4 protein-coding genes are annotated in these 25861 nt (G+C 50.1%); all 4 read left to right on the top strand.

Translation table 11 applies throughout. From position 1 onward, the window contains the following. Nucleotides 1-5674, top strand: a 5674-nt coding sequence (locus tag V7728_RS14380) for a beta-ketoacyl synthase N-terminal-like domain-containing protein (RefSeq protein ID WP_335371368.1), incomplete at its 5' end; no start/stop codon positions are given. Between the two features lie 4 nt (nucleotides 5675-5678). Next, nucleotides 5679-13397, top strand: a complete 7719-nt coding sequence (locus V7728_RS14375) for a type I polyketide synthase (protein WP_099566886.1) — start codon at nucleotides 5679-5681, stop codon at nucleotides 13395-13397. A gap of 22 nt (nucleotides 13398-13419) precedes the next feature. Continuing rightward, on the top strand, nucleotides 13420-19572 hold the full coding sequence (locus tag V7728_RS14370; RefSeq protein ID WP_099566885.1) for a type I polyketide synthase: 6153 nt from the start codon (nucleotides 13420-13422) through the stop codon (nucleotides 19570-19572). After that, entirely contained in the window at nucleotides 19569-25784 is a 6216-nt protein-coding gene (locus V7728_RS14365) for a beta-ketoacyl synthase N-terminal-like domain-containing protein (RefSeq protein WP_099566884.1), read from the top strand. The genes V7728_RS14370 and V7728_RS14365 overlap by 4 nt, the downstream gene beginning before the upstream one ends. The last annotated feature ends 77 nt before the right edge of the window (nucleotides 25785-25861 follow it).

Genomic DNA, 25861 nt, shown 5'->3' with positions numbered 1-25861 from the left:
GAAGACCCTCTCCGTCAACTGGCCGCTTTGGGAAGAAGGCGGTATGCGCGTGGACAAAGAGACCGAACGGCTGATGTACGAACAGACCGGAATGAAAGCCATGCGATCAGCCTCAGGCATCCAAGCACTGTACGCCGCTTTTGCCTCCGGAGAACATCAGGTCATGGTGGCAGAAGGCGACGAAAAACGGATCCGCAGCCATATTTTCGATCTGGGCGAAGAACAAAGCGCCGCCGGACAAGCTCCGGCAGTGGCAGATGCAAGAGATCTGGAAGATCAGGTTCAAGAGAAACTAAAGCGGCATGTATCAGATCTTTTAAAGGTAAGCATGAAAGATATTGAGGCTGACAGCGAACTGACGGAATACGGATTTGATTCGATCATTTTCACTGAATTTACCAATCTATTAAATCGGTCTTATCAGCTTGAGCTCAGCCCGACTATCTTCTTTGAATTTCCGACATTGCGCAAACTGAGCGGCCATTTGATATCTGAATGGAAAGAAGCATTCAGCGGCTTAGAAAGAGAGAGTTTAAAAACCGCTCCAAAAGCCGGAATAAGAAAAGCTGAAGCTCCGGCGGCCGTTCATGTCAAGCGGGAAACGCCCGTATCCGTAAAAGGAAAATCAGAAGAAAAAACCGAACCGATAGCCATTATCGGAATCAGCGGTATTTTTCCGCAAGCGAAAGACATAGATGAATTCTGGACACGTTTATCAAAAGGGGAGCATTGCATTACAGAAATTCCCCGAGATCGCTGGGATTGGCGCGAATATTACGGCGATCCGGCAGCGGATGCAAATAAAACGTCAATTAAATGGGGCGGTTTCATAGATGGAATCGCCGGGTTTGACCCGCTGTTTTTCGGGATATCTCCGAAAGAAGCTGAAATGATGGATCCTCAGCAGCGTCTATTAATGATGTATGTGTGGAAAGCCATTGAAGACGCGGGGTACTCAGCAAAACGGATTGCCGGAACAAAAACCGGCATTTTCACCGGCACACTGGGAAGCGGATATCAAACTTTAATCAATAAGGCGGGTCTTCCTGTCGAGGGGTATACGATGACCGGAATCGTGCCGTCCGTCGGGCCGAACCGGATGAGTTATTTTCTTGATATCCACGGGCCGAGCGAGCCGGTAGAAACCGCTTGTTCAAGCTCTTTAGTCGCCATTCACCGCGCGGTAAAAGCCATTGAAACGGGAGATTGTGATATGGCGGTCGCAGGGGGCGTCAACACGATCGTCACGCCTGAAGGGCATATCGGTTTTCAAAAAGCAGGCATGCTCAGTGAAGACGGGCGCTGCAAAACATTTTCCGATCAGGCTGACGGTTATGTCAGAGGAGAGGGCGCCGGCATGATTGTCTTGAAAAAGCTTTCAGAGGCTGAGCGTGACAGGGATCACATCTACGGCCTCATCCGCGGTACAGCGGAAAATCACGGCGGACGCTCAGCGTCACTTACCGCGCCGAATCCGCAGGCTCAGACGGATGTGCTGAAAAGCGCTTATCAAAAAGCCGGTATTCACCCGTCAACCATCACTTATATAGAAGCGCACGGAACCGGAACGGCACTCGGAGATCCGATTGAGATCAATGCATTGAAAAAAGCTTTCCAAACAGACGGGGCGCCGGGCGGATATTGCGGGATAGGCTCAGTGAAGACAAATATCGGACATTTGGAGCTCGCAGCAGGTATTGCGGGCGTTATCAAAGTATTGATGCAGCTGAAACATCGGACGCTCGCCAAAAGTCTGCATTGCGAGAACATCAATCCCCATATCAAATTGAAGGACAGCCCGTTTTACATTGTGACAGAAACAAAGGAGTGGGAAGCGCTGCGTGATGAAAACGGCCGGGTCCTGCCCCGCCGGGCGGGTGTTAGCTCATTCGGTTTCGGAGGTGTCAATGCGCATATCGTTATTGAAGAATACATGGGCAGAAGTGAGACGGAACAGCAGGAAACCCGTGAGAAAGCGTCATCTCTTTTTGTTTTGTCGGCTAAAAATGAAGAGCGGCTGAAAGAAAGAGCGCGTCTCCTTCGAGATTTTATCCAAAACGGATCATCCCGCCAAATCGATCTTGCAGATGCCGCATACACACTGCAGACCGGACGGGACGCGATGGAAGCGAGGCTGGGAATCATTGCAGGCTCCGCAGAGGAACTGACTGAAAAACTGAACGCGTTTCTGTTGGGAAAAAACAGCGAAGATATCATCAGCGGCCGTAAAAAACGCGAGAATAACACGATTTCCATGTTCTCAGACGATGAAGACGCGGCTGACCTCGTCAGCGCCTGGCTTGAGAAAAAGAAATACAGGAAAGTGCTGCGGCTCTGGGCAAACGGATTTGACACGGATTGGGAGCAGCTGTATACGGGCAGTAAGCCGCGCCGCATCAGCCTGCCCTCCTATCCGTTCAGAGCCGACCGCTATTGGGTGCCGAAACGGGAGCAGCTGCCGCTTTCGAATCAAAAAACAGTATTATTGCAAAAAACATGGGAACCGTGCGAGGCAGTGTCTTCATCCGAGCCGTTCAACAACAAAATAGCGCTCATCGTCTCTGAAGATACAAAAGACCTTGCCGCCGAGGTGAAAAAACAGCTGAATGATGCTGACATTGTGCAGGAAAATCAGCTCATCTCTTTCTTACAGGGTCCGAACGCGGCCATCTATTCCGGGTTTATTGACTTCACCGGCTGCGGCTCCCGACAAAAGCGGCAGGACATCAGCTGGGTGGCATCGCTGCAGCAGCTGATTGAATACGGCCGCGGACTAGAAAACATGAAAATGCTTTATCTTACAAAAGGGCTTGAAGCCTTCAAAAATAAGGCTGCCGTTATGCACGGTATTGAAAAAGCGGGGCTTTATCGCATGCTGCGGCATGAATACAGCCATATTCTCACCTGTCACGCCGATATTGATCCTGAAGAGCCGCTGGAGCAGACAGCTGCTTTTATTAAACAAGAAATTGAATCAGACTTAACGGAGTCTGCTGTTTGCTATAGGGACGGCATGCGCTTCAGCTATGTTCTTCGGCAGACTGATCAGATTGAACCAGAAGCCATGCAAACAGACCGGGCTGCGTTTCCAAAAGACGCCGTCCTGATGATAACCGGAGGAACTCGCGGACTCGGCGCTTTATGCGCCAAGCATTTCGTTTCCGCATACGGTGTGAAGAAACTGCTTCTGACAGGCAGAAAGGAGCTGCCGCCGAAAACCGAGTGGGATCTTGAGCAAACAGACCCTGTCGTTTCGGAAAAAATACAGCTTATCCGGCAGCTGGAATCACAAGGTGTAAAAGTGTGCGTCTCAGCAGTTGATCTGACGGATAAGCAGGCCGTCGGACGGCTTATAAAAGAGGTAACCACAACGCTCGGACCTGTCGGAGGCATTCTGCATTGCGCGGGAATTGCGGACCGTGAAAACCCTGCTTTTCTCCGCAAATCCAAAGACAGTATCGCGCGGGTGCTCGCGCCGAAAGCAGACGGCCTTCACAGTCTGTATGAGAGTGTAAAGGATGATGCGCCGGCATTTTTCGTCCTGTTTTCATCTGTCTCAGCAGCCGTCCCGATTCTTGCGGCGGGACAGAGCGATTATGCGATGGCTAATTCTTACATGGACTATTTTGCAGAAAACAATGAGAGCGGCATCATTAGCATACAATGGCCGGCATGGGATGAGACGGGCATGAGCAGGGATATAAAAAGCGGGATTTATGAGCAAACGGGATTGCTGCGGCACTCTGACGCTGAAGGTCTCAAGATGCTTGATTACATTTTAAGAGAAAGACCCGGAGCTGTCGTGCTGCCGGCACAAGTGAAACATGATTGGGACGCCAAAGCGCTGGAAAATGCCAAGCCAGCCGCCCATAAAGGAATGAAAGCAGCTTCCAAACCTCCTGAAACAAAAAAACGGGAACATAACCGGATTGATATTCAATCTTGGCTAAGGTCGCTTTTGGCAAAAGAGCTGAGTATCGATGAAACGCATATGGATATCGATGTGCCTTTTCAGGAATACGGAATGGATTCTATCTTTCTGGCGCAAGTGCTGACAAAGATCGATCAAAAACTGCCGTCCGTTTCAATTGATCCGACTGTCCTTCTGGAACACCCTACCATAGAACAGCTCGCGGATTATTTAGCCGTACATTGTCCGGAAGCTTTTTCGGCAGATGCAGCAGTTCCCGCGGAGAAGGTCCCTTTGCAGAAGACGCCGAAACGGAGCAAAAAAAAGGCAGATAAGCCTGGGAAACGGGGAAAGGTTGCGATCATCGGCATGGCCTGCCATTTTCCGAAAGCGGGAGATATAAAAGAATTTTGGAAGAATCTCCGCAGCGGAACGGATGCCGTCACTGAAGTTCCGCCGGACAGATGGAACGCCGGGGAACACTATCAGCCGGGTGAATATCAAGAAGGAAAAAGCATCAGTAAATGGGGCGGTTTTATTCACGATATTGATCAATTTGACCCGGAGTATTTCAATATTTCAGAAACGCTGGCACCGATGATAGACCCGCTGCAAAGGCAGTGGCTCGAAGTGAGCGCGGAAGCTTTGGCCGATGCCGGTTATCAAAAAGAGGATCTCTGGGGCCGCCGTATCGGCGTTTTTGCCGGTGCAAGGGCAGGTGCGTTTCATCAGAAATTTCAATATTTGCAAAAAGATGCGATTATTGGCGCGGGGCAAAATTTTATTACCGCACATATGGCGCACATTTATAACTTTACAGGGCCTAACCTGGTCGTGGATACGGCCTGCTCCAGTTCGCTTACGGCAATTCATTTGGCCGTACAGGCCATTCAAAATGGAGAAGCGGAAGCGGCCTTTGCGGGCGGGGTTGACATTTTGCTTGATGAAAAACCTTTTCTCACAATGAGCGCGGCGAGAATCTTATCGCCAAATGGCCGTTCAAAATCTTTCGATGCCGATGCGGACGGAACAGGAATCGGAGAGGGCTGCGGTGTGCTGATGCTGAAGCCGCTCGAAAAAGCGATAGAAGACGAAGATAAAATATACGGCGTTATTGACGGCTCTGCGATAAATAATGACGGCAGCACAATGGGCGTGACGACGCCGAATCCCCGGGCGCAGCAGGACTTGATTGAGCAGGCGGTTCAATCAGCGGAAATCGATCCGGACACCATGACATACGTAGAGACGCACGGAACCGGTACATTGATCGGCGACCCGATTGAATTAAAGGGATTAACCAATGTCTTGTCTGCTTATTCCGATGAAAAACAATTTTGCGGTGTAGGAAGCGTCAAAAGCAATATCGGCCACTTGCTGAGTGCGGCGGGCGCGGCGGGAATCATCAAAGTTTTGCTGGCGATTGCCAATGAAGAACTGCCGCCGACTTTGCATTGCCATAAGCCGAACCCCCGCTTTCAATTTAATGATTCGCCGCTTTATCCTGTGCTTGAGCTGAAGCGGTGGGACGGAAAAAAAGAGATACTCAGGGCCGGGGTCAGCGCGTTCGGTTTGGGCGGGAATAATGCCCATATCATTGTCAGCAACGAAGGAATTCCGAAAGAGCGAAAAGCGGCCATGGAACCGAAAGGCGGCCAGACAGTATACCGAAAACAACGGTATTGGCCTGAAAAAGCACAGTTGTCCGAAGCGGAAGAAAATGAGGCGGGCACAGAAGCAATGTTTGAAATAAGCGAGGTGTGATAGATTGGCAGTTGCCACCGATCAAGTCAAAACGTTCCTGCAGAAAATCAGCCATACGAATTATATCGTCCGGGATCATCGCGTTCATCAAATCCGCGTCCTCCCGGGCGTGACTTTAATAGATATGCTGTATCGGCTCGCCGCCGGGTATCTCGGTGAAAGGCCTATAGAATTAAGACAGATCATTTTTAAGCAGCCTGTTGTAACATCTGAAGAGTTTGATAAACACCTGTATGTGACCTTTACGCCGGCGCGTGACAGCTGGAAAGTTGAGATTACTAGCGAAAAAGCAAAAAACGGCACACCGCTTGGCGGAAACCGGGATGAGAATATGGAATGCCAGCTTTATTTGCAAGAAGACACGCCCAGGGCAAAAGAACTGAATATTGAAGCGTTCATGAAAAACGCAAGCCGAAAATGGGACATGCATGACATTTACGGAATTGCAAGAAGAAGCCATATTGAGCATGGCGAGTTTATGAAAAATGAAGGGGCCGTTTATCAGCTTCAGGATAAAGAAGAATTAATGGAGCTCACTCTGAGTGATTTGGCTGAAGGATTCCGGGAGAAATTTAAGGCGCATCCGGCTTTTTTAGATGCGTCCACCCTTGCCGGCTCTTCCTTTGCATTGTCGGCCCAAAAGCAGAATGACACACCTTATATTCCTTTTATGATCGATCGTTTTTGCATGTATCAGCCGTTTCCGAAAACGATTTACACTTATTCTGCGAAAAACAGCCGCACTGAAAGCGGCGTATCAGATAGCGAACCTGATGTTTATTCGGCTGACTTCACGATTTACGACAGGGCAGGGAACGTATTGGCCGAATGTGAGAAACTGACAGTAAAAAGGGTCAGACAAGCGAATATGATTACCCATCTGATAGACAAAGAGAAGCCGCCTCAGCAGAACAGAAGCGGCCGTGGTGAGTCGGAAAATTCTGTGGCCGCAGAAGACGTGTCTGAACAGCAAACGCCGGAACAAAACATGGTGACTTACATAAAGTCGGAAATCGCCAGGTTGATCAATCGTCCGGCACAGGATATTGATGTGCGGAAAGGCTTTTATGATATGGGGCTTGACTCGGCGCATTTGCTGAAGCTTGTAAAGATATTAGAGCAGACTTTTCAGCAGCAGTTTTATCCGACACTGCTTTTTGAATATTCCTCTGTCCGCCGCCTTGCGGATTACCTTATCAATGAAGCGGGCTGTGTGCTGAAAGATTCGGCCGAAGAACGGCATACATCAGATGCTGACATTGCTGATGAGGTTCTGTTTTTTGAACCCGCCTGGAAAGATCATCCGCTGGAAACGGCGGTGCAGAACGGGCAAAAACACACCCGTCATCTCATTATCGCTGCCGATGCAGGACCCCGTCTCACCGGTGAACTCGGCACACATTGCCCGGAAGCGGAAGTGATAGAACTGAAAAGGGAGCATGAGGTTGCAGATGAGCAGTTTGAAGCAGATGCCGAGCGCATATTTCGTATGCTCAAACGGGAACTGACAGACCATCCGAAAGAACATACATTGATTCAGCTTGTATGCGCCGTTGAGGATGGAGCGGCATTGTCTTCCGCTCTCGGGGCTATGCTGAAAACGGCACATCTGGAAAATCCGGCTCTTCGCACTCAGGTGATTACCTTCTGTGACAAGAATGAGAGATTGCCAAGTGAGACGGCCGCAATCATTAGAACAGAAGCAGACTGCTCTCATGCAGGCTGCACAGACATTCGGTATAAAGACAATATACGGCAGATCAGATTGTTCGAACGTATTGAGAAACTGGACGGGCAGACACAGTCTCCCTGGAAACAAAACGGCGTATATGTCATTACAGGAGGTCTCGGCGGTCTTGGATTTCTGCTTGCTTGTCACCTTGCAGAAAAAGAAAAGGTGAAGCTCGCACTCATCGGCCGTTCGCCTGAACAGTCTGAGAAGATCAGCAGACTGAAAGCATTGGGCGCAGAAGTTCTTTACGTTCAAGCGGACATCGGCAGCAAAGCCGAAACAGAGCGGGCATTTGCTCAGATTACAGAAACCTTCGGCCGGCTGACGGGCATTTTTCATTGCGCCGGTGTTTTAAAAGATCAATTTATCATCCAAAAAGACAGTTCTGACTTGAAGCAGGTGTTCCTGCCGAAAATCAGCGGCCTGATTCATGCGGACGAAGCTTCACGGCATGAACCGCTTGAATTTTTCGCCGTATTTTCCTCATTCTCGGCGTTGGCCGGAAATGCGGGCCAGACAGATTATGCCGCGGCGAACGCTTTTATGGATGAATATATGAAATATCGCGATTGCAAAGCGGAAAAAGGCGAACGGACCGGGGCTTCTATAACAATCAACTGGCCGCTTTGGGAAGATGGCGGCATGCAGGTTGACAGCTTGATGAAAGAGATCATGAATGATGCAACGGGCACCAGCCCGCTTCCGGCCGGGGAAGGGATGGCTTCACTTGAATATATGCTGCGTCTCGGCAAGCTGCAATCTGTTATTTTATACGGGAAGGAGCCGGCTGTAACTGAAAGCATGGCCCGATTGGTTCCGATGGCAGACAAGAACCGCTCTTCATTATCCCATGCAGCTGTAAAGAGAAGGAGCCAAAAACAAGAGAGACATACAGAAGAGCACGATATTGCGGTAATCGGATTGGCGGGAAGATACCCGCAGGCGGGAAGCATTGATGAATTTTACCAAAATCTGCGCTCAGGGAAAGATTGCATCACAACAATGCCGAAAGACAGATGGAAAGGTTATCCTTTCTCATATGAAGCAGATCAGTTCTACCGTTACGGAGGATTTTTAGATCGCATAGACAGCTTTGATCCGCTGTTTTTCAATCTGACTCCTCGCCAGGCTGAAATGATGGACCCGCAGGCACGGCTGTTTTTAGAGACGGCTTGGGAAGCTTGTGAAGATGCCGGTTTTTATCAGGACAGAACGGCGCGCGGGCCATCTTCGCAAAAGAGAAAACGCGTCGGGGTATTCGCAGGTGTGTTTTGGAGCCATTATGAGCTGTTCGGGGCTGAAATCACACAGCGGGGTACACCGCTGTCTATGGGCGTGACGCCTGCCTCTGTTCCGAATATCGTGTCTCACTGCCTGAACTTTACGGGACCGTCAATGGCTGTTGATACGATGTGCTCTTCTTCGCTCACATCCATACATTTGGCATGTGAAAGCATTAAAAGAGGGGAGTGCGAATTCGCCCTTGCCGGCGGTGTGAATGCGGTCACACACCCGCATAAATATGCGTTTTTGGCGAATGCCGGATTTCTGTCTTCAGAAGGCGTCTGCAAAAGCTTCGCCGACGGCGGTGACGGTTATGTGCCGGGAGAAGGCGTCGGCGCGGTGTTACTGACAACCGTTCAAGAAGCGGAAAGAATGGGCTGTCCGATATATGGCGTCATAAAAGGCTCCGCTTTAAACCATGTCGGAAAAACATCCGGTTTGACCGTGCCTGATCCGGCATCACAGGCGGAAGTCATTACAGATTCTTTTCAGAGTGCCGGCATTGATCCGGAGACACTGAGCTATATTGAAGCCCACGGAACAGGCACGTCTTTGGGTGATCCGATTGAAATTGAAGGGCTGAGCCGCGCTTTCCGCAAATGGACAAACAAGAAGCGGTTTTGCGCCATCGGCTCTGCCAAATCAAATATCGGCCATTTAGAAGGAGCAGCCGGGATCGCCGGATTAACAAAGGTGCTTTTGCAGCTGAAGCATGGAGAAATCTTTCCGTCATTGCACGCGGACACGCTGAATCCCCATATTCCGTTTCCGGACACGCCGTTTTATGTGGCGGACCGGCTGGAAGAATGGGAACGGCCGTCACATCCTGACCAGCCGAGAAGAGCGGGTTTAAGTTCTTTTGGCGCCAGCGGGAGCAATGCCCATTTTGTCATAGAAGAATATCTGCCGCTGCAGGCTGAAAAGAAATCGGTAAATATACGGGAAGACGAGCCGGTTCTGTTTCTGCTTTCGGCAAAAAATGAAGATCGCCTATTAGAATATGTCAAACGGTATGACCGCTTTTTACGGGAAAAAGAAGTCAACCTTAAAGACCTGGCCTACACGCTTCAAGCTGGCAGAGAAGCGATGCCTGAACGGCTGGCATTGATCGTTACATCCGTTTGCGGCCTGCAAGCGAAACTGAAGGATGTGCTTGAACGGAAAACAGAAATTGAAGGATGTTTCCGGGGACGTGCTCAAGATGATATTTCATCAAGTGGAATGGCCGAGCTGTTGAAAAACCAGCAATATTCCAGATTGCTCACTGAGTGGGCAAAAGGAGCCGCCGTTAACTGGAGCCTGTTATACGAAGGAGAGAAGCCGAAACGGGTCAGCCTTCCTGTATATCCGTTCGCGAAGGAGCGGTATTGGGTGCCTGTGCCTGCGGATATCCGGAAACAGACAGACGAACCGGCGGAAAACCAAAAGATCATTCTTCAAAAAGACTGGAAGCAGCAAGATCCGGCGGAATCTGAAGCATTATCAGGAACAGTAATGATACTTGCAACTGATAAGACGAGCCGATTGGCCGATGCTCTTTTTAAAGGAAACGGCCATATTGAAACGATCTGCTTCATCCATCAGGCAAAAGACGGCGCTGATTATTACGCCGCCGCATCGGGGCGAAACCTTTACGGCAGAGTGCGGGAGTCTCTTCAAAACAAACAGACACTCGGGGTCGTCGACATAACCGCATATGACGCTGAATATGAACGGCAGGAAGAGATAGAACACGGAAAGCTTGCCTTTTTACAGCAGGCTCTGGAATCATTCCGTCATAGCGGCGCTGTGTTCAGCCAAGTGACACACCGCCTCCAGCCTTTCAAGGAAAGTAAACCTCTGATGCAAGGGGCGAAAACGGCGGGGCTGTACCGGATGCTGGGCGCTGAGTATGCCAACATTCATTCTTTTACGATAGATAGCGATTGTGAGATTGAGCATACAGAAGAATTAAGCAGACAGATTGAGACTGAATTTTTACAGCCGCGGGCCAAAAGCGTCAGTGAATGCTGCTACAGGCTGAATCGCCGTTATGTGCCGTTTCTGAAGCAGGGTATGAATGTTTCGGCGGCGCCTGAGCTTTCCTATTCGTCTGATGATGTGCTGTTAATAACGGGCGGATCGCGCGGGATCGGCGCAATTGCGGCGGAGCATGCCGTTTCACGCGGCTGCAGGAAACTGGTCATCATGGGGCGGGAGCAGCTTCCCGATTCCTCAGAGTGGGCAGACATGAAAAAGGACGGCATTCTCCCGGAAAAAGCCGAGCGGATGCAGAGGTTAGCCGAGCGGGGCGCGGAGATCCGTTATTACAGCGTTTCTCTTACGGATCAAAAGGGGCTCCGGAAAATGACGGACAGCATCAGCGGCACGATGGGGCCGATTACCGGCGTTTTTCATTGCGCGGGCGCAATGGGAGAACACCCCGCTTTTTATAACAAAACCGAAACTGAAATCGAAAGCGTTTGCACACCGAAAGTAACAGGGCTTCGCGGTCTCTATGAAGCTGTTCAGAATGAGCCGCTGTCGTTTTTTATTTTGTTCTCATCCGTTTCGGGTCTGATCCCTTCGCTTGCTGCGGGGCAAAGTGACTACGCGATGGCTAATTCATTTATGGACTCTTTTGCAAATCATCAAGCAGGTAAAGGAAACGTGTTTGTTAAAGCCGTTCAATGGCCCGTCTGGAAAGAAACCGGCATGGCTGAAGGCCTGCCGGAAACACCTGCTTATCAAAAATCAGGACTTTCCAGGCTGTCTGCCGAAGACGGACTGAAGTTTTTAGATTACATCATCTTAAACGGACAAAGCTGCGGAATTCCTTGTGTTCCCGAAGACAGTGAGCCTGATTTTGGTGATCTTCTGAAGGTGAAGAAATCTGAAGCTCCCGTGAAAAAAAGCACTGCCGGTGACCAAAAGGTGAAGGATATGATTCGTCAATGGGTGCGCACCGTTTTCAGCGAAGAACTGAAAATGACGGATGAGCAGATAAAAGATGATATGCCGTTTGATGAATACGGGATTGACTCAATACTCTTTGCGGAATTGGTTCAATCATTGCAAAAACGGATCAGCATAAAGTTAACACCGTCCTTAATGCTTCAATATCAAACGATTACAGAAATGGTTGACTATTTCGCAGCGCATCATGAAGCCGATTTTGTGACAAAAGAAAATGGTTTCGTTCAAGACAGGGACGTAGAGCCTGATTTAATCGCTGACGCTGAAGAGAGAACATTCATGGAGCCGAAAGCGGATACTGAAGACGATATTGCCGTCGTCGGCATGTCCTGCCGTTTTCCGGGGGCGGGCGGAACGGATGCTTTTTGGGAGCTGCTGATGAAAGGAAACACCGCCATCCGGCCTGTCCCCGCAACGCGCTGGCATGCAACAGCAAATGCAAAGGATTATGCGGGGTGGATTGATGATATCGACATGTTTGATGCGGGCTTTTTCGGCATCTCTGAAAAAGACGCGGCAATTATGGACCCGCAGGCGCGGATCATATTAGAAGAAGCGGTTCATTCCGTTTATGATGCCGGGTACGGCCAAAAGGATTTATCGGGCCGGAAAGTCGGCGTGTACATCGGCGGCAGGGCGCAGCCTTCAGCCGGTATGGAACATATCCTGCAGGCGCCTAACCCGATTTTGGGGGCGGGGCAAAACTATTTAGCGGCCAACATTTCACGATTTTTGAATGTCACAGGGCCGAGCCTTGTCGTGGATACAGCATGTTCCTCAGGGCTGATCGGGCTGTCCTTTGCAAAAGACGCCCTTTTGGCCGGAAGGATTGACGCGGCCTTAGTCGGTTCGGTGAGTCTGCTCTTATCTCCGTCCGCGCACCGGTTATTCGGAGCGCGCCATATTTTAAATGAGAACGGCGTGTTTCATATATTCGACCGTGAATCAGCGGGAGAAGTGCTCGGAGAAGGAGCGGGGGCGGTTTTTATCAAACGATTGAGCGATGCGGTGCGGGACGGAGACCGTATTTACGGCGTCATAAAAGCCGTCTCGGTAAACAATGACGGCCGGACGCTCGGTCCCGGTTCACCGAATATAAGAGCGCAGAGAGACGCCGTTCAAACTGCGCTTGACATGGCGGAAAAGTCGCCCGAAGACATTGGATATATAGAAGTGAACGGAGGCGGTTCCCCAATCGTTGATTCGGTGGAAATCAAGGCGCTCTCAGATGTCTATCAGCTGAACCGGAAAACGCTTCTGCCCTGCCGGATCGGATCGGTGAAACCGAATGTGGGGCATTTGCTTCTGTCTTCAGGTCTTGCGGGCTTCATCCGATGTGTGCTGAGCGTCTATCATAAGCGGATTCCGCCTTTCTTATCAGCGCGTGAGCCATTTGAACATTATGACTTTGAAGCGTCGCGTATTCATTTTAATCGTGAACCCATTGATTGGCATTCAGAGAAGAAACCCCGCGTCGCAGCTCAGAGTTCATTTCCTGACGGCGGGACAAATGCTCATATCCTCGTTGAAGAATACAGAGGTGAAAGGCAGGGGGAACATCACCTGGCGCCTCAGCCGCCGGAATTCAGAAAAAAACACTACCCGCTTTTGGGCGGCTGGAACAGCACGGAGAATGAAGCGGAAAAAACAAGTAATGAAAAAACAGACATTGCGGATCTTTTAAAGAAATATGAGAAAAAAGCAGAGACAAGCACTGCACCTGCAGACTCGTTTTGGCAGGTGACAACGTGACGTTTTTAAAAGGGGACTAACCATGAAAAAAACAGTGAATCTGCGCCTGACGGCAGAACATCCCATTATGAAAAACCATCTTGTTCACGGAGAATCTGTCATGCCCGGTCTGGCCTATATTGATATGCTGTATCAGCTGGCAAAGCAAAGCCTTGATCTTTCATTCCGTTCCATCTGTCTGAAACGGGTGACCATTTATCATCCTTTATCAGTGAAGCGGTCAGAGCGGCTTGATGTGAGTGTCATATTCAGTAAAGAAAAGGAGTTCTGGACTGCCTCGATTTGCGGGGCGGATTCCGGGACGGTTTTCTTATCAGCGGAGGTGCATGAAGGGGTTTTCTCATCAGATAAGCGCCTTGACGCGGAAGAGAAAAAACAAGTTGCGCTTCCATCAGTCTCCTTGCATACGGTTTACGAAGGCGCGAGAAGCCGCGGACTGTTGCATGACGGGCTGATGAAGCCGGAGGGAGAGATCTATGCAAATGAAGAGGAATGTTTCCTTGATATTCGGCAGTCTGATTCATGCCAGGAAAATCTCCCCGGCGCTCTCTTTCATCCCGCGCTGATGGACGGTGCCGCCATGGCCTCCGGCGTATTGCAGACAGCTGCAGGCGCCGGTTTGTTTTTACCGATTTATTATGATTCGTTTAGTGCCGCTGAAACCGTTACGGAGCGCTGTTACGCGGTGATTTTGAAAAAATCCGGCACGCCTTCTGAAATGGTGAAAATGGATATTGACTTTTACAACCTCAGCGGTGCGCATATTGCTTCACTGCTCGGCCTGACAGCCAAAAAGGTGCGGACAGACCGGCAGCTGATACCAGGCGTTCAGCAGATGGAGGAAACCTTATACCGCATTTTCTCAACATACGTAGGCCGTCCTGTCACAAGAAATGATGCGCACACCGTATTTTTTGAATTAGGCCTTGAATCGTCACAGCTTCTGGCCATTATTAAAGACATCGAAGGGGCGTTTGATCTGCGGCTGAATCCGACTCTTTTATTTGAGTGCAGCAGCATATCCGAACTGCTTGAAGACATAAAAACAAAAGGAACAGGTGAATCTTCCGGCCTTGTCGCGGATGCAGCACCGGTCTCTGAAACGCAATCAGTCAGTCAGACATTTACTTTCTATGAACATGAAGCATTCCTTAAGGATCATCTGGTTTTCGGCAAACCGGCACTGATGGGTGTAGTGTATCCGTGTCTGGTGCTTGAAGCATCCGGAGCGTCTCATTCCGGCACGTATCCCGCCGAGCTGAAAGATATCCGCTTTACGGGCGGGCCCGTCACGCTGGAGCCGGGAGAGGCCGCACAGATTGACATTTCATTTGCGGCAGAAAAGAGTGCCGAACGCTTTACCGCAAGCTGCACTGTCTCCGGTAAAGAAAGCCGGAAGACGTGTGCCGAAGGAGAAATAAGCAGAGGTATAGAGGCACCCGTAAAAAAATCGTATGACGTTGAACAAATGAAGGCGCATGCACAAAAGGTAGCGCCGGATGTTATTTCCCGTCTGTACGATTCGGTTGCCGGCTTCACGATAGGCCCGATGCTGAAAACGGCAACGGCGGGATACAAAATGAGTGAGAGCTCCTTTTTATTGCAGCTGGACTTATCAGGAAAAAAAGAAAAAGGCGATCTGCGTCACTTTGCATTTGACCCGCTTATATTGAATTCTTGTTATATGTCGCTCGGTGAAGAAGAATTGCAGCTGAAAAAGCGGATTCACGTCCCGCTCATGATTGAGAGGCTGACGCTTTACGGACCAGTCATGTCTGATACCGCCTATGTGGTGAATACAATCAAACATAAAAAAGACGGGTTTCTCTCATTTGATGCCGCAGTCCTCAGTCATACCGGGGAACAGCTGGCGGAATTGAAAAACGCGTCTGTGAAAGAAGTGCTTCAGCCAAATCGGCTTGAAAATGCGTCTTTTGCCCCGTCCGGGAATCAAAACCGTCCGAAAACGAAAGGAAAACCGCTGGATATTGCCATTGTCGGGATTTCCGGCAAGTATCCGCAGGCCGATGATATCAATGCGTTTTGGGAAAATCTCAAACAAGGAAAGGATTGTATTACCGAAATTCCGAAAGACCGCTGGAAATGGGAACATTACTTTTCCGAGGACCGGACGGCGCCGGGAGCGATCTACAGCAAATGGGGCGGATTCATTGACGGGATCGCCGATTTTGATCCTGAGTTCTTTAAGATTTCCCCCCGTGAAGCGGAACACCTTGATCCTCAGGAACGGCTGTTTTTAATGCATGCGTGGATGGCCATGGAGGATGCGGGATATACGAGGACATCACCTGAACTTGGCCGTCAGGTAGGTGTGTATGCCGGTGTCATGTATCAGGAATACCCGCTATTCGCGGCTGAAGCGGGAGTGAAAGGACGGCATATCGGGCTCCCCGGCGGGATTTCATCCATTGCTAACCGTGTCTCCTATTTTTGTGATTTTCAAGGGCCGAGCATTTCGGTCGATACGATGTGTTCGGGTTCGCTGACTTCATTGTACATGGCGTGCCGGGATCTGCGGGATCATCGGATTCGCGCGGCGCTTGCCGGCGGAGTGAATCTCACCGTTCATCCTAACAAGTACTTCATGCTGAGCCAGGGGCAGTTCATCTCATCTAAAGGACACTGCGGGAGTTTCGGCGCCGGGGGTGACGGCTATATTCCGGCAGAAGGGGTCGGGGTGCTGCTTCTTAAACGTTTAGAAGACGCCGTACAAGACGGAGATCGTATTTACGGCGTCATTAAGGGAGCTGCCATTAATCACGGCGGAAGAGCGAGCGGTTACACCGTACCGAACCCCAAGGCGCAAAGCGAAGTCATTTCTCAAGCTTTACAGGAGGCGGGGGTATCTCCGGGCCAGATCAGCTATGTGGAAGCGCACGGGACAGGGACGAAATTAGGCGATCCGATTGAAATCCGGGCTTTAACCGATGCATTCGGTGATGTTCCTGAAACATGTCTCATCGGGTCTGTCAAATCAAATATCGGACATGGGGAATCTGCAGCGGGCATCGCCGCTGTCACAAAAGTGCTGCTGCAGATGAAGCACAAACAAATCGCCCCATCTTTGCATGCGGATGTTTTAAATCCGAATATCCAATTTGATGAAGGGCCGTTTTCCGTCTGCCGGGAATTAACAGATTGGAAACGGATTTCAGCAGACGGAGCAGAACAGCCGCTCAGGGCGGGGATCAGCAGCTTTGGTGCGGGCGGTTCTAACGCGCATATCATTATTGAAGAATATGAGGCTCCTGTCAAACAAGCAATCAGCAGCCAAGAGCCGGCTGTCATTCTGCTGTCTGCGAAAAATGGGGAGCGTCTGACAGAATATGCGGAGCGCCTCCTTGCTTTTCTTCAAAAGAAGCATACGGATAAGCCGGACTTATTTGATGTCGCATACACTTTACAAGCGGGGCGGGAAGCGATGGATGAGCGGCTGGCTCTCATTGCGGACTCTCTTAAGGAGCTGGAGGACAAGCTCAGATCGTACTTGGAAAATGAAAACGCACCGCATCTTTACAGGGGGCGGGCGAAGCGAAATCATGAGACAGTGGCTGTGTTTGAATCTGATGAAGATTTGCAGGAAGCCATGGTCAAATGGCTGAAAAAGAGAAAGTACGGTCATTTGCTGAACATGTGGGTGCAGGGAGTCGATGTGGACTGGAACTTGTTATATTCGGGACAAAAACCCCGGAGAATCAGCCTTCCCGCCTATCCGTTTGCAAAGGTCAGATGCTGGATTCAAGATGAAGCCGAGGCGGTTTCAAAACGGAATGACGGCAAAACGGTGATCCATCCGCTGCTTCATGAAAACACATCCGATCTGTGGGAGCTGAAATTCACCTCTGTTTTTACCGGACGGGAATTCTTTTTCACTGACCACACAGTCAATGGGGAGAAGGTGCTCCCGGGAGCCGCTGTGATCGAAATGGCCAGGGCGGCCGTTGAGCGTGCCGCATACGCTGTGGCGGACGGACGTATAGGACTGTATTTGAAAGATCTCATATGGATGAGGCCTGTCGTTCATAAGGGGACGGATGTAGAAGTCCATATCAGCCTTATCCTTAAGGGAAATGAAGACATTGAATTTACGATTTACAGCCTATCGGAAGAACCCGGGGGAGAACGGATTATATACAGTAAAGGCACCGCGGTATCAGGAGAGATAGCAGCGGTTCCGTCAGTTCACTTAGAGGGCTGGCTGTCCGGCTGCAGCCAATCGGTTATGACGTCTGATGAGGTTTATCAGGCTTTCCGGCATGCGGGTATGATATACGGGCCGAGCCATCAAGGAATTGATCAGCTGATGATCGGAGAGAGGGGTGCTGCAGCCCGGCTGTCGCTGCCGGAAACGGCAGACAGTACCGCCGATCAGTTTGTCATCCATCCGAGTCTTTTAGATGCCGCGTTTCAGGCGTCACTGGGTGCCGGTTCAGATACTGCCGGAGACACTCCGATGCTGCCGTTTTCCCTGCGGCAGGCAGAAATATTTCAGCCGACTCAGAAAACGATGTGGGCGCTTGTCCGCAAACAGAGCGATCGGTCAGATAATGGAGCGCTGACGCTGGATATTGATTTATGTGATGAAAACGGCGCTGTTTGTATGAGGTTAACAGGCTTCTCCTGCCGGGCTGTCCGGCAGACAAACCAAACCGAAAGCAAACGGCAGGAAGTTCAGACGGCGATGCTTGCCCCTATTTGGGATAAAACTTTCTTTTCTCTGGAAGAAAATCGAGCGGTTGATCAAGAACAAATGCTGATCATCGGAAAGCCGGGAAATACAATAAAGGCTGCGGCAAAAATGTGGCCCCGCGCCCATCTGGCGGAGACGCCGGATCATTCAAGCGAGCAAACATTACGTGAATTGACAGCCGGGTATCAGGATATCCGCCATTTCTTATGGATTGCGCCGGATCGTTTCGCACCCGCATCCGTCAGTCAGGAAATGCTTGATGAGCAGGAGAATGGGGTGATTCAATGTTTCCGTTTCATCAAAGCGCTGCTGTCACTCGGGTATGGAAACCGAAACATCAGCTTTACGGCGGTGACCCGGCAGACACAGTCCGTGTATCCGGGTGATCTGCCGCAGCCTGAGCATGCAGGCGTACACGGTTTGATCGGTTCATTGGCAAAAGAATATCCGAACTGGGACATCAGGCTGATTGATGCGGAAGAAGGCAGTGATTCGTCTGAGATGAAAAACATCTGGCGCCTTCCTCCAGATCCGGACGGAAATGCTGCCGCGTACCGTAACGGAGCTTGGCACAAGCAAAAAACAGTCCGGGTGCTGACAAGTTCCGCTCCGCGTATGTCGTACAGAGAAGGCGGCGTTTATGCTGTCATCGGCGGAGCGGGCGGCATCGGAGAAGCATGGAGCAAATACATGATCACCCGTTACAAGGCACGGATGATATGGATCGGCAGGCGGCCTAAGGATCAGGAGATTCAGAGCAAAATAGACAGGCTGGCGCTATCAGGCCCCGCGCCGCATTATATACAGGCTGATGCTCAAGATGCCGCAGCGCTTAAAGCGGCCGTCCGTTCCGTAAGAGAGCAATACGGCAATATAACGGGAGTCATCCATTCCGCGATAACGCTTGCCGACAAAAGTATGGCGAATATGGATGAAGCTTCTTTCAGAAACGCTTATTCAGCTAAGGTGAATACGAGCGTCCGAATGATCGAAGCTTTTAAGGGAGAACCGCTTGATTTTGTGCTGTTTTTCTCATCCGTTAATTCTTTCACAAAAAATGCCGGGCAAAGCAACTATGCGGCAGGGTGTACATTTCAAGACGCCTTTGCCCGCCATATCGCTTCCTTGCTTGATTGTGAAGTGAAAGTCATGAATTGGGGATATTGGGGCAGTCTGGGTGTTGTATCAGACCCGTCTTACAGAAAACGGATGGAGGCGTCAGGGATCGGTTCTATTGAACCCGATGAAGCAATGGAGGCGCTGGAAGTCTTACTATCAGAACCGTTCAGCCAAGCGGTATTCATCAAAGCTGCTCCGCACGGCTTAGCCGCGCTGACGGATCAAGATGCAATATCGGTTGTATCCGGCCCGAAGCCTTCATTTATGGAAAGCGTCAAGCGGCAAAATCCGGATCGGAATGACCGGCTTGAGACTTTAAAACGAGAAATGGAGTTGCGCATATGAACAGCCTTCTTTGCAAACTGCTCTTTTACCAATTACAGTCAATCGGGTTTTTCAGCGAGCCTGTCACCACACCTGCAGCATCCATGCGGAGCGCCGGCGTGATCGGCACATACGGCAGATGGCTGGAAGAAAGCTTGAATCTATTAAAAGAAAACGGATATATCGCGTATGACGGATACACGATCACTCTTCTCACGGATCAGCGCCCGGACGGCCGCACAGTCTGGAATGAGTGGAATGCCCATAAACGCCTGCTTCCCAATGGGGAGCTTGCGCAAGCTGAATTGGCCGAGGCGACGATAAAAGCGATGCCTTCCATTTTAAAAGGAGAACGTCCGGCTACGGATATCGTATTTCCCGATTCATCAATGCGGCTCGTTGAAGGTGTTTATAAGCATAATCCTGTCGCGGATTATTTTAATGAAGTGTTAGCAGATTCCGCGGCCGCTTACCTGAAAGCCTATCTTACAGAACACCCCGATGCCCGTATCAGGCTGATAGAAGTAGGGGCCGGGACGGGCGGAACGAGCGCCATGCTGTTTACAAAACTGAAACCATTTGCAAAACAGATTGCGGAATATTGTTATACGGACGTTTCTAAAGCTTTTTTAATGCATGCCGAACAGGAATACGGACCTGATGTGCCGTATTTGACAACAGCCTTGTTTAATGCGGAGGAGCCTTGCGAATCACAAAATATCAAAACGGGTGTTTACGATATTGTCATCGCCGCCAATGTGCTTCACGCCACAAGAAATATCGGTTTGACACTGCGCCGTCTGAAAGCGCTCCTGAAATACAACGGGATGATTTTGATAAACGAAATCAGCGATCGTTCTGTTTTTACCCATTTAACCTTCGGGCTGCTTGACGGCTGGTGGTCCTATGAGGATGCTGAGCTTCGGATTCCGGGAAGTCCCGGCTTATATCCAAAATCGTGGGAGCGTGTGCTGCATTCGGAAGGATACAGAGCGGTCTGCTTCCCTGCTGAAACGGCTCATGATTTAGGCCAGCAGATTATCGCAGCTGAGAGTGACGGACTCGTCCGGATGCAAGGGATCAGAGACGGCAGAAAGCCATACGCCGCCCCGGCCGAAGTTTTCCGAAAGCCCGCGCAGCCTGTTTCCCGCAGCCGCACGCCAGAGGAGCATCAAGCTGTTAAGGCTGATGGGGAATCGGTCGCTTCCCATGTCCGCTCAGTCATCAAAACAAGTATTGCCGATGTATTAAAAATGAAAGAAGAGGATATTCAGGAAGAACTGAATTTCTCTGAATACGGCATTGATTCCATTCTGGCCGTCAATGTGATTAACGAGATTAATAAGCGATTGAATCTTACACTGCAGACAACGATTTTATTTGATTACTATCATGTGAAACTGCTGACCCGTTATATCTCGGAAGAATACGAAACCATCATAGCCTCGTCTCTGAAGGCCGAAAGAGCGAAAATCCGCCCGGCGCTTCAGGAAGAACGGCCTGCTGAAAAACCTCTGCAGACGGAAAGAAAGGAAAACGGTTATCAGAAACCGAAACAAGAACGTATGCCGCCTTCTTTCGCAAAGTCCGATGACTCGGGAATGTTCCGGGTTGTGATTGACCGTCCGGGCGGCATTGAAGATCTGACGATTGCCCGCAGTGAAGTGCCCGAGACAAAAGATGACGAGGTTCAAATAGCCGTCCGCGCCTTTTCTTTAAACTTCGGAGACTTGCTTTGTGTCAGAGGGCTGTACCCGACGATGCCGCCTTATCCGTTCACACCGGGATTTGAAGCAAGCGGCGTCGTGATCAAGACAGGGAGGCATGTAACATCCGTCATTCCAGGTGATGAAGTGATTGTCGGCATGGGAGAGGAATTTGGATCTCAGGCGAATCTCATCACATGTAAAGAACATCAAGTCTATCATAAACCGGCCCGGCTGACCTTTGAAGAAGCATGCGCTCTTCCCACCGTGGCGGTGACAATGATAGACGCCTTCCGGAAAGCCGGACTTAAAAAAGGCGAAAAAATATTAATTCAGACCGCGACGGGAGGAACGGGGCTGATCGCGGTGCAAATGGCCCGGCATATCGGCGCGGAAATATATGCCACGGCCGGATCACAGAGAAAAATTGAGTATTTGCATTCGCTCGGGGTCCGCAATACCATTTGCTATTTAGAAGAAGATTTTGAAACGGAAATCATGCGAATGACCGGCGGCCGGGGGGTGGATGTTGTCATTAATACCCTGGCCGGTGATGCCTTGCAAAAAGGAATGAATTGCCTGGCGCCGGGCGGAAGATATATCGAAATTGCCATGACTGCGCTGAAATCCGCTAAATCAGTCGACTTGTCCGTCCTTCATAACAATCAATCGTTTCACAGCGTGGATTTGCGGAAGCTGTCCCTTCAAAATCCGGATCAGGTCAAGGACTATCAATTGGAACTGCAGCGGCTGGCGGAAGAGGGAGTCATTCAGCCTGTCATCTCAAAAATCTTTTCCTTTGAAGACATAAAAGAAGCGTATCACTGTCTGGATGACCGCGGAAATATCGGGAAAATCGTCATCAGCGTTTCTGAACCGTATCAAATGACGTACCGCCCCGAACAAAAGGATCCGGCCGATACAGTAAAATCAGCAGCTGTGTTACCTGAAAAAGAACCGATCGCGATTATCGGGATGAGCGGGCGGTTTGCTGAATCGGAGAATCTCCATGAGTTTTGGGAACACTTAGCCGCCGGACGGGATCTGATTAAAAAAGCAGACAGATGGGATATCTCTTACAGCCAATGCCAGTATGGCAGTTTTATAGAGGACATTGAATGTTTTGACCCCGTTTTCTTTCATATATCGGGACGTGAAGCGACCTATATGGACCCTCAGCAGAGGCTGTTTTTGGAAGAATCATGGAAAGCGCTTGAAGATGCGGGATATGCGGGAGACTCGGTAAGAGGCCGGGAATGCGGCGTGTATGCCGGCTCCTGCGGCGGAGATTACCAGGCCATTTTTAAACAGCAGGGGCCCGCGCAGGCGTTTTGGGGCAATCATAATTCCGTCACTCCGGCAAGGATCGCCTATCACCTTAATTTACAAGGGCCGGCGATCACTGTTGATACGGCATGTTCCAGTTCGCTGACAGCCATTCATTTGGCATGTCAGGGGCTCTGGACGAAAGAAACGGAAATGGCGGTGGCGGGCGGGGTTTTCATTCAATCCACTCCCGCTTTTTATCAGTCGTCAAATAAGGCGAATATGCTGTCACCGACCGGACGCTGCCATACGTTTGATCAAAGCGCGGACGGGTTCGTGCCTGGTGAAGGCGTGGGAGCGGTGGTGCTGAAACGTCTTAGCGACGCCGTTAGTGACGGAGATCATGTGTACGGCGTCATAAAAGGATCTGCAATGAATCAGGACGGCGCTACAAACGGAATCACCGCTCCAAGCGCGCTTTCTCAAGAACGATTGGAACGTCATGTCTATGATACTTTTCACATTGATCCGGAAACCATTCAAATGGTGGAAGCTCACGGAACGGGCACTGCACTGGGCGACCCGATCGAATTCGGCGCCTTAACGCGCGCTTTCCGCCGCTATACGGATAAAAAAGGATATTGCGCCATCGGCTCTGTGAAAACCAATCTCGGACATGCCGCTGCGGCCGCGGGGATGGCCGGACTGTTTAAAATCCTGCTGTCGCTGAAGCATCGGCAGATTCCGGCTTCCCTGCATTTTCATCAAGCCAATCAGCATATTCAATTTGCGGACAGCCCGTTTTTTGTGAATGAAAAGCTGATACCGTGGGAACGGAATCCGGATGCACCGCGCAGAGCCGCCATCAGTTCATTCGGATTCAGCGGAACAAATGCCCATCTTGTGATTGAAGAGGCGCCGCAAACCGTGCGCCGGTCGCCGGCAAAACCAGCCTGCCTCATTCCTTTATCTGCGCGGACGGAGCGTCAGCTGGAAATTCAGGCAGAACGCCTGCTGGATTCACTCAGCAAGAACAAAGACAGCGATCTGGGAAATATAAGTTATACGCTCCTGCTCGGCAGAAAGCATTTACATCACCGGTTTGCCTGTATCGTCAGCAGTGCGGACGAACTGAAGCGGGTATTATCGGAGTGGCTTGTAAAAAGAGAGCTTCCGGGTGTGTTTGTGTCCAATTTGAAGGATCAGAAGCCGGCAGAAGAAGCCGGAATGAAAACATTCGGAATGGAATGCATTGAACAGTGCCGCTCGGCGGCTTCGCCCGCACAGTACAGAGAAAACCTGGCACATATCGCTGACCTTTTTTGCAGAGGGTATGATCTTCCTTTTACACGGCTTTTTGACGGAGGACAATATTATAAAACGCCGCTGCCTGCCTACCCGTTTTTAAAAGAAAGGTATTGGGCGGCTGATGTAAACAGTTCTTTACCAGGACAGACCATGAAAAAGTCTGAAACGCAAACCGTTCTCCCGTCTTCGCCACAGCCTGAACATGAAGGGCTGATTTCTCTGAGTCCTTTAACTGAGATCGAAATGACAGCGTTTGAACCGGAGACATTGCAAAAGCCAATCGTGTTACAGCCTTTGGATTGTACTGTTTCTGTCCAGCAGCCAGAAAAAGCCGTTTCCGAAGACAATAGAACATTGCTTGAAGAATTGAGGATAAGCCTGGCAGATATTTTATTTTTGTCACCGGAAGATATTGATGCTGATGAGCCTTTCATCGACATGGGTCTTGACTCCATTATCGGGGTTGAATGGATACAAACAGTAAATAAAACGTACCACACTGAGATTACTGCCAATAAGGTGTATGAACACCCGACGCTTGAAGAGCTTGCGGAATATATAGCGGGACAAATAAAGAAACCCGAGTATGCTGAAGCGGAGGAAACAGCGGTACGTCCGCAAATCCCGGAAGCAGAAACTCCCCTTGCCGGCATCTCTGACGGCACTTTGCGCAAAGAGCTCAAAGAAAGCCTTGCGGACATCCTGTTTCTGAAGCCGGAAGATATTGATGAGCATGAGGCATTCATTGAGATGGGGCTGGATTCTATTATCGGTGTGGAATGGGTTCAGTCCATTAATAAAACCTATCAAGCGTCTATTACGGCAAATCTGGTCTATGAATATCCGACAATCGCAACATTAGCCGGGTATCTGACCGGTTCTGTCCAAAAAGACACCGAGGAAGTACATGGGGAACATACGAAACAAAACGATATATCAGAAGAGACAGATGATCAAGAACCGCCCGAGCTGATCTGTCTTAACCCGGGTGGAAAGGGAAGACCGATTTTCTGGTTTCATTCCGCGCTGGGGGCAGTGGAGCTGTACCAGCCTGTTGCCGAACGGACCGGGCGTCCTTTTTACGGAATTCAGGCAAGAGGGTGGATGACAGACCGGGAACCGATCCGCGGCATTAAAAACATGGCCGAATATTACGTTAAGCTCATACGTACCGTGCAGCCCCGGGGTCCTTACGATGTAGGCGGCTATTCATTAGGGGGCATGCTCGCTTATGAAGTCACCCGGCAATTGCAGCTGGCTGGAGAAACCGTTGAGTCAATCGTCATGCTCGACTCCTTTGACTCAGCGGGTGCGCGGGAAATAAACATTCCTGATGAATTATTTGATAAAAATATGATGCTGCAGACGGTGAACATGGCTTTATTTGCACCAATCTATCAACATCCGGAACGCATTTCTGAAACCTTGATTCATCGTGATGAACTGAATGCCGATCTTCATGAAGACATATTTTTAGAGCAATTAATCGCAAAAGCCAAACAGCGGGGGTTAACGAAGACGGACGCGTTGGTGAAAAATCTGATCAGGCAGAATATAAACGTTCAGGACGCTTACGAAATCACTGATTACGAACTCCTGCCGCTTCCGGATCCGAACGGGGTGACATGCTATTATTTCCGAAATAAAAACGGTATTTTCTTGGGTGAGCTTGATCCGTATTTTACGATCAGGGCTGATATTTTATCCGCTGATTTCGTCAACTATTGGAGCCAGTGGGAAGAGCATATGACAAACATCGCCATCATGGATGTGGCGGTATCCAACCATATGACGTTATTGGCAGAAGACAGCACAGCCGAAACGATTTCTGAATTTTGCGGCGTTTTATATTCGGCAGACGGAATGACAGAATACAGCTTTCTGCAGCTGCAGGAAAAGATACTGAATGTGCATGGTGAGATGCTGAAGCAGCCCGCCAAAACAAGACCGTAATTTCACATATCCGCCCGCCGGGTTACTCGTAAGCTTCGGCGGGTCATTTCAAATCTTGATCACATCTTGGAGGAATG

It is taken from the genome of Bacillus sp. JHAA, from assembly GCF_036961585.1.
Classification (GTDB): Bacteria; Bacillota; Bacilli; order Bacillales; family Bacillaceae; genus Bacillus; species Bacillus velezensis.
The sequence above is the reverse complement of the archived record's forward strand: the minus strand, read 5'-3'. Positions and strand labels throughout refer to the sequence as shown.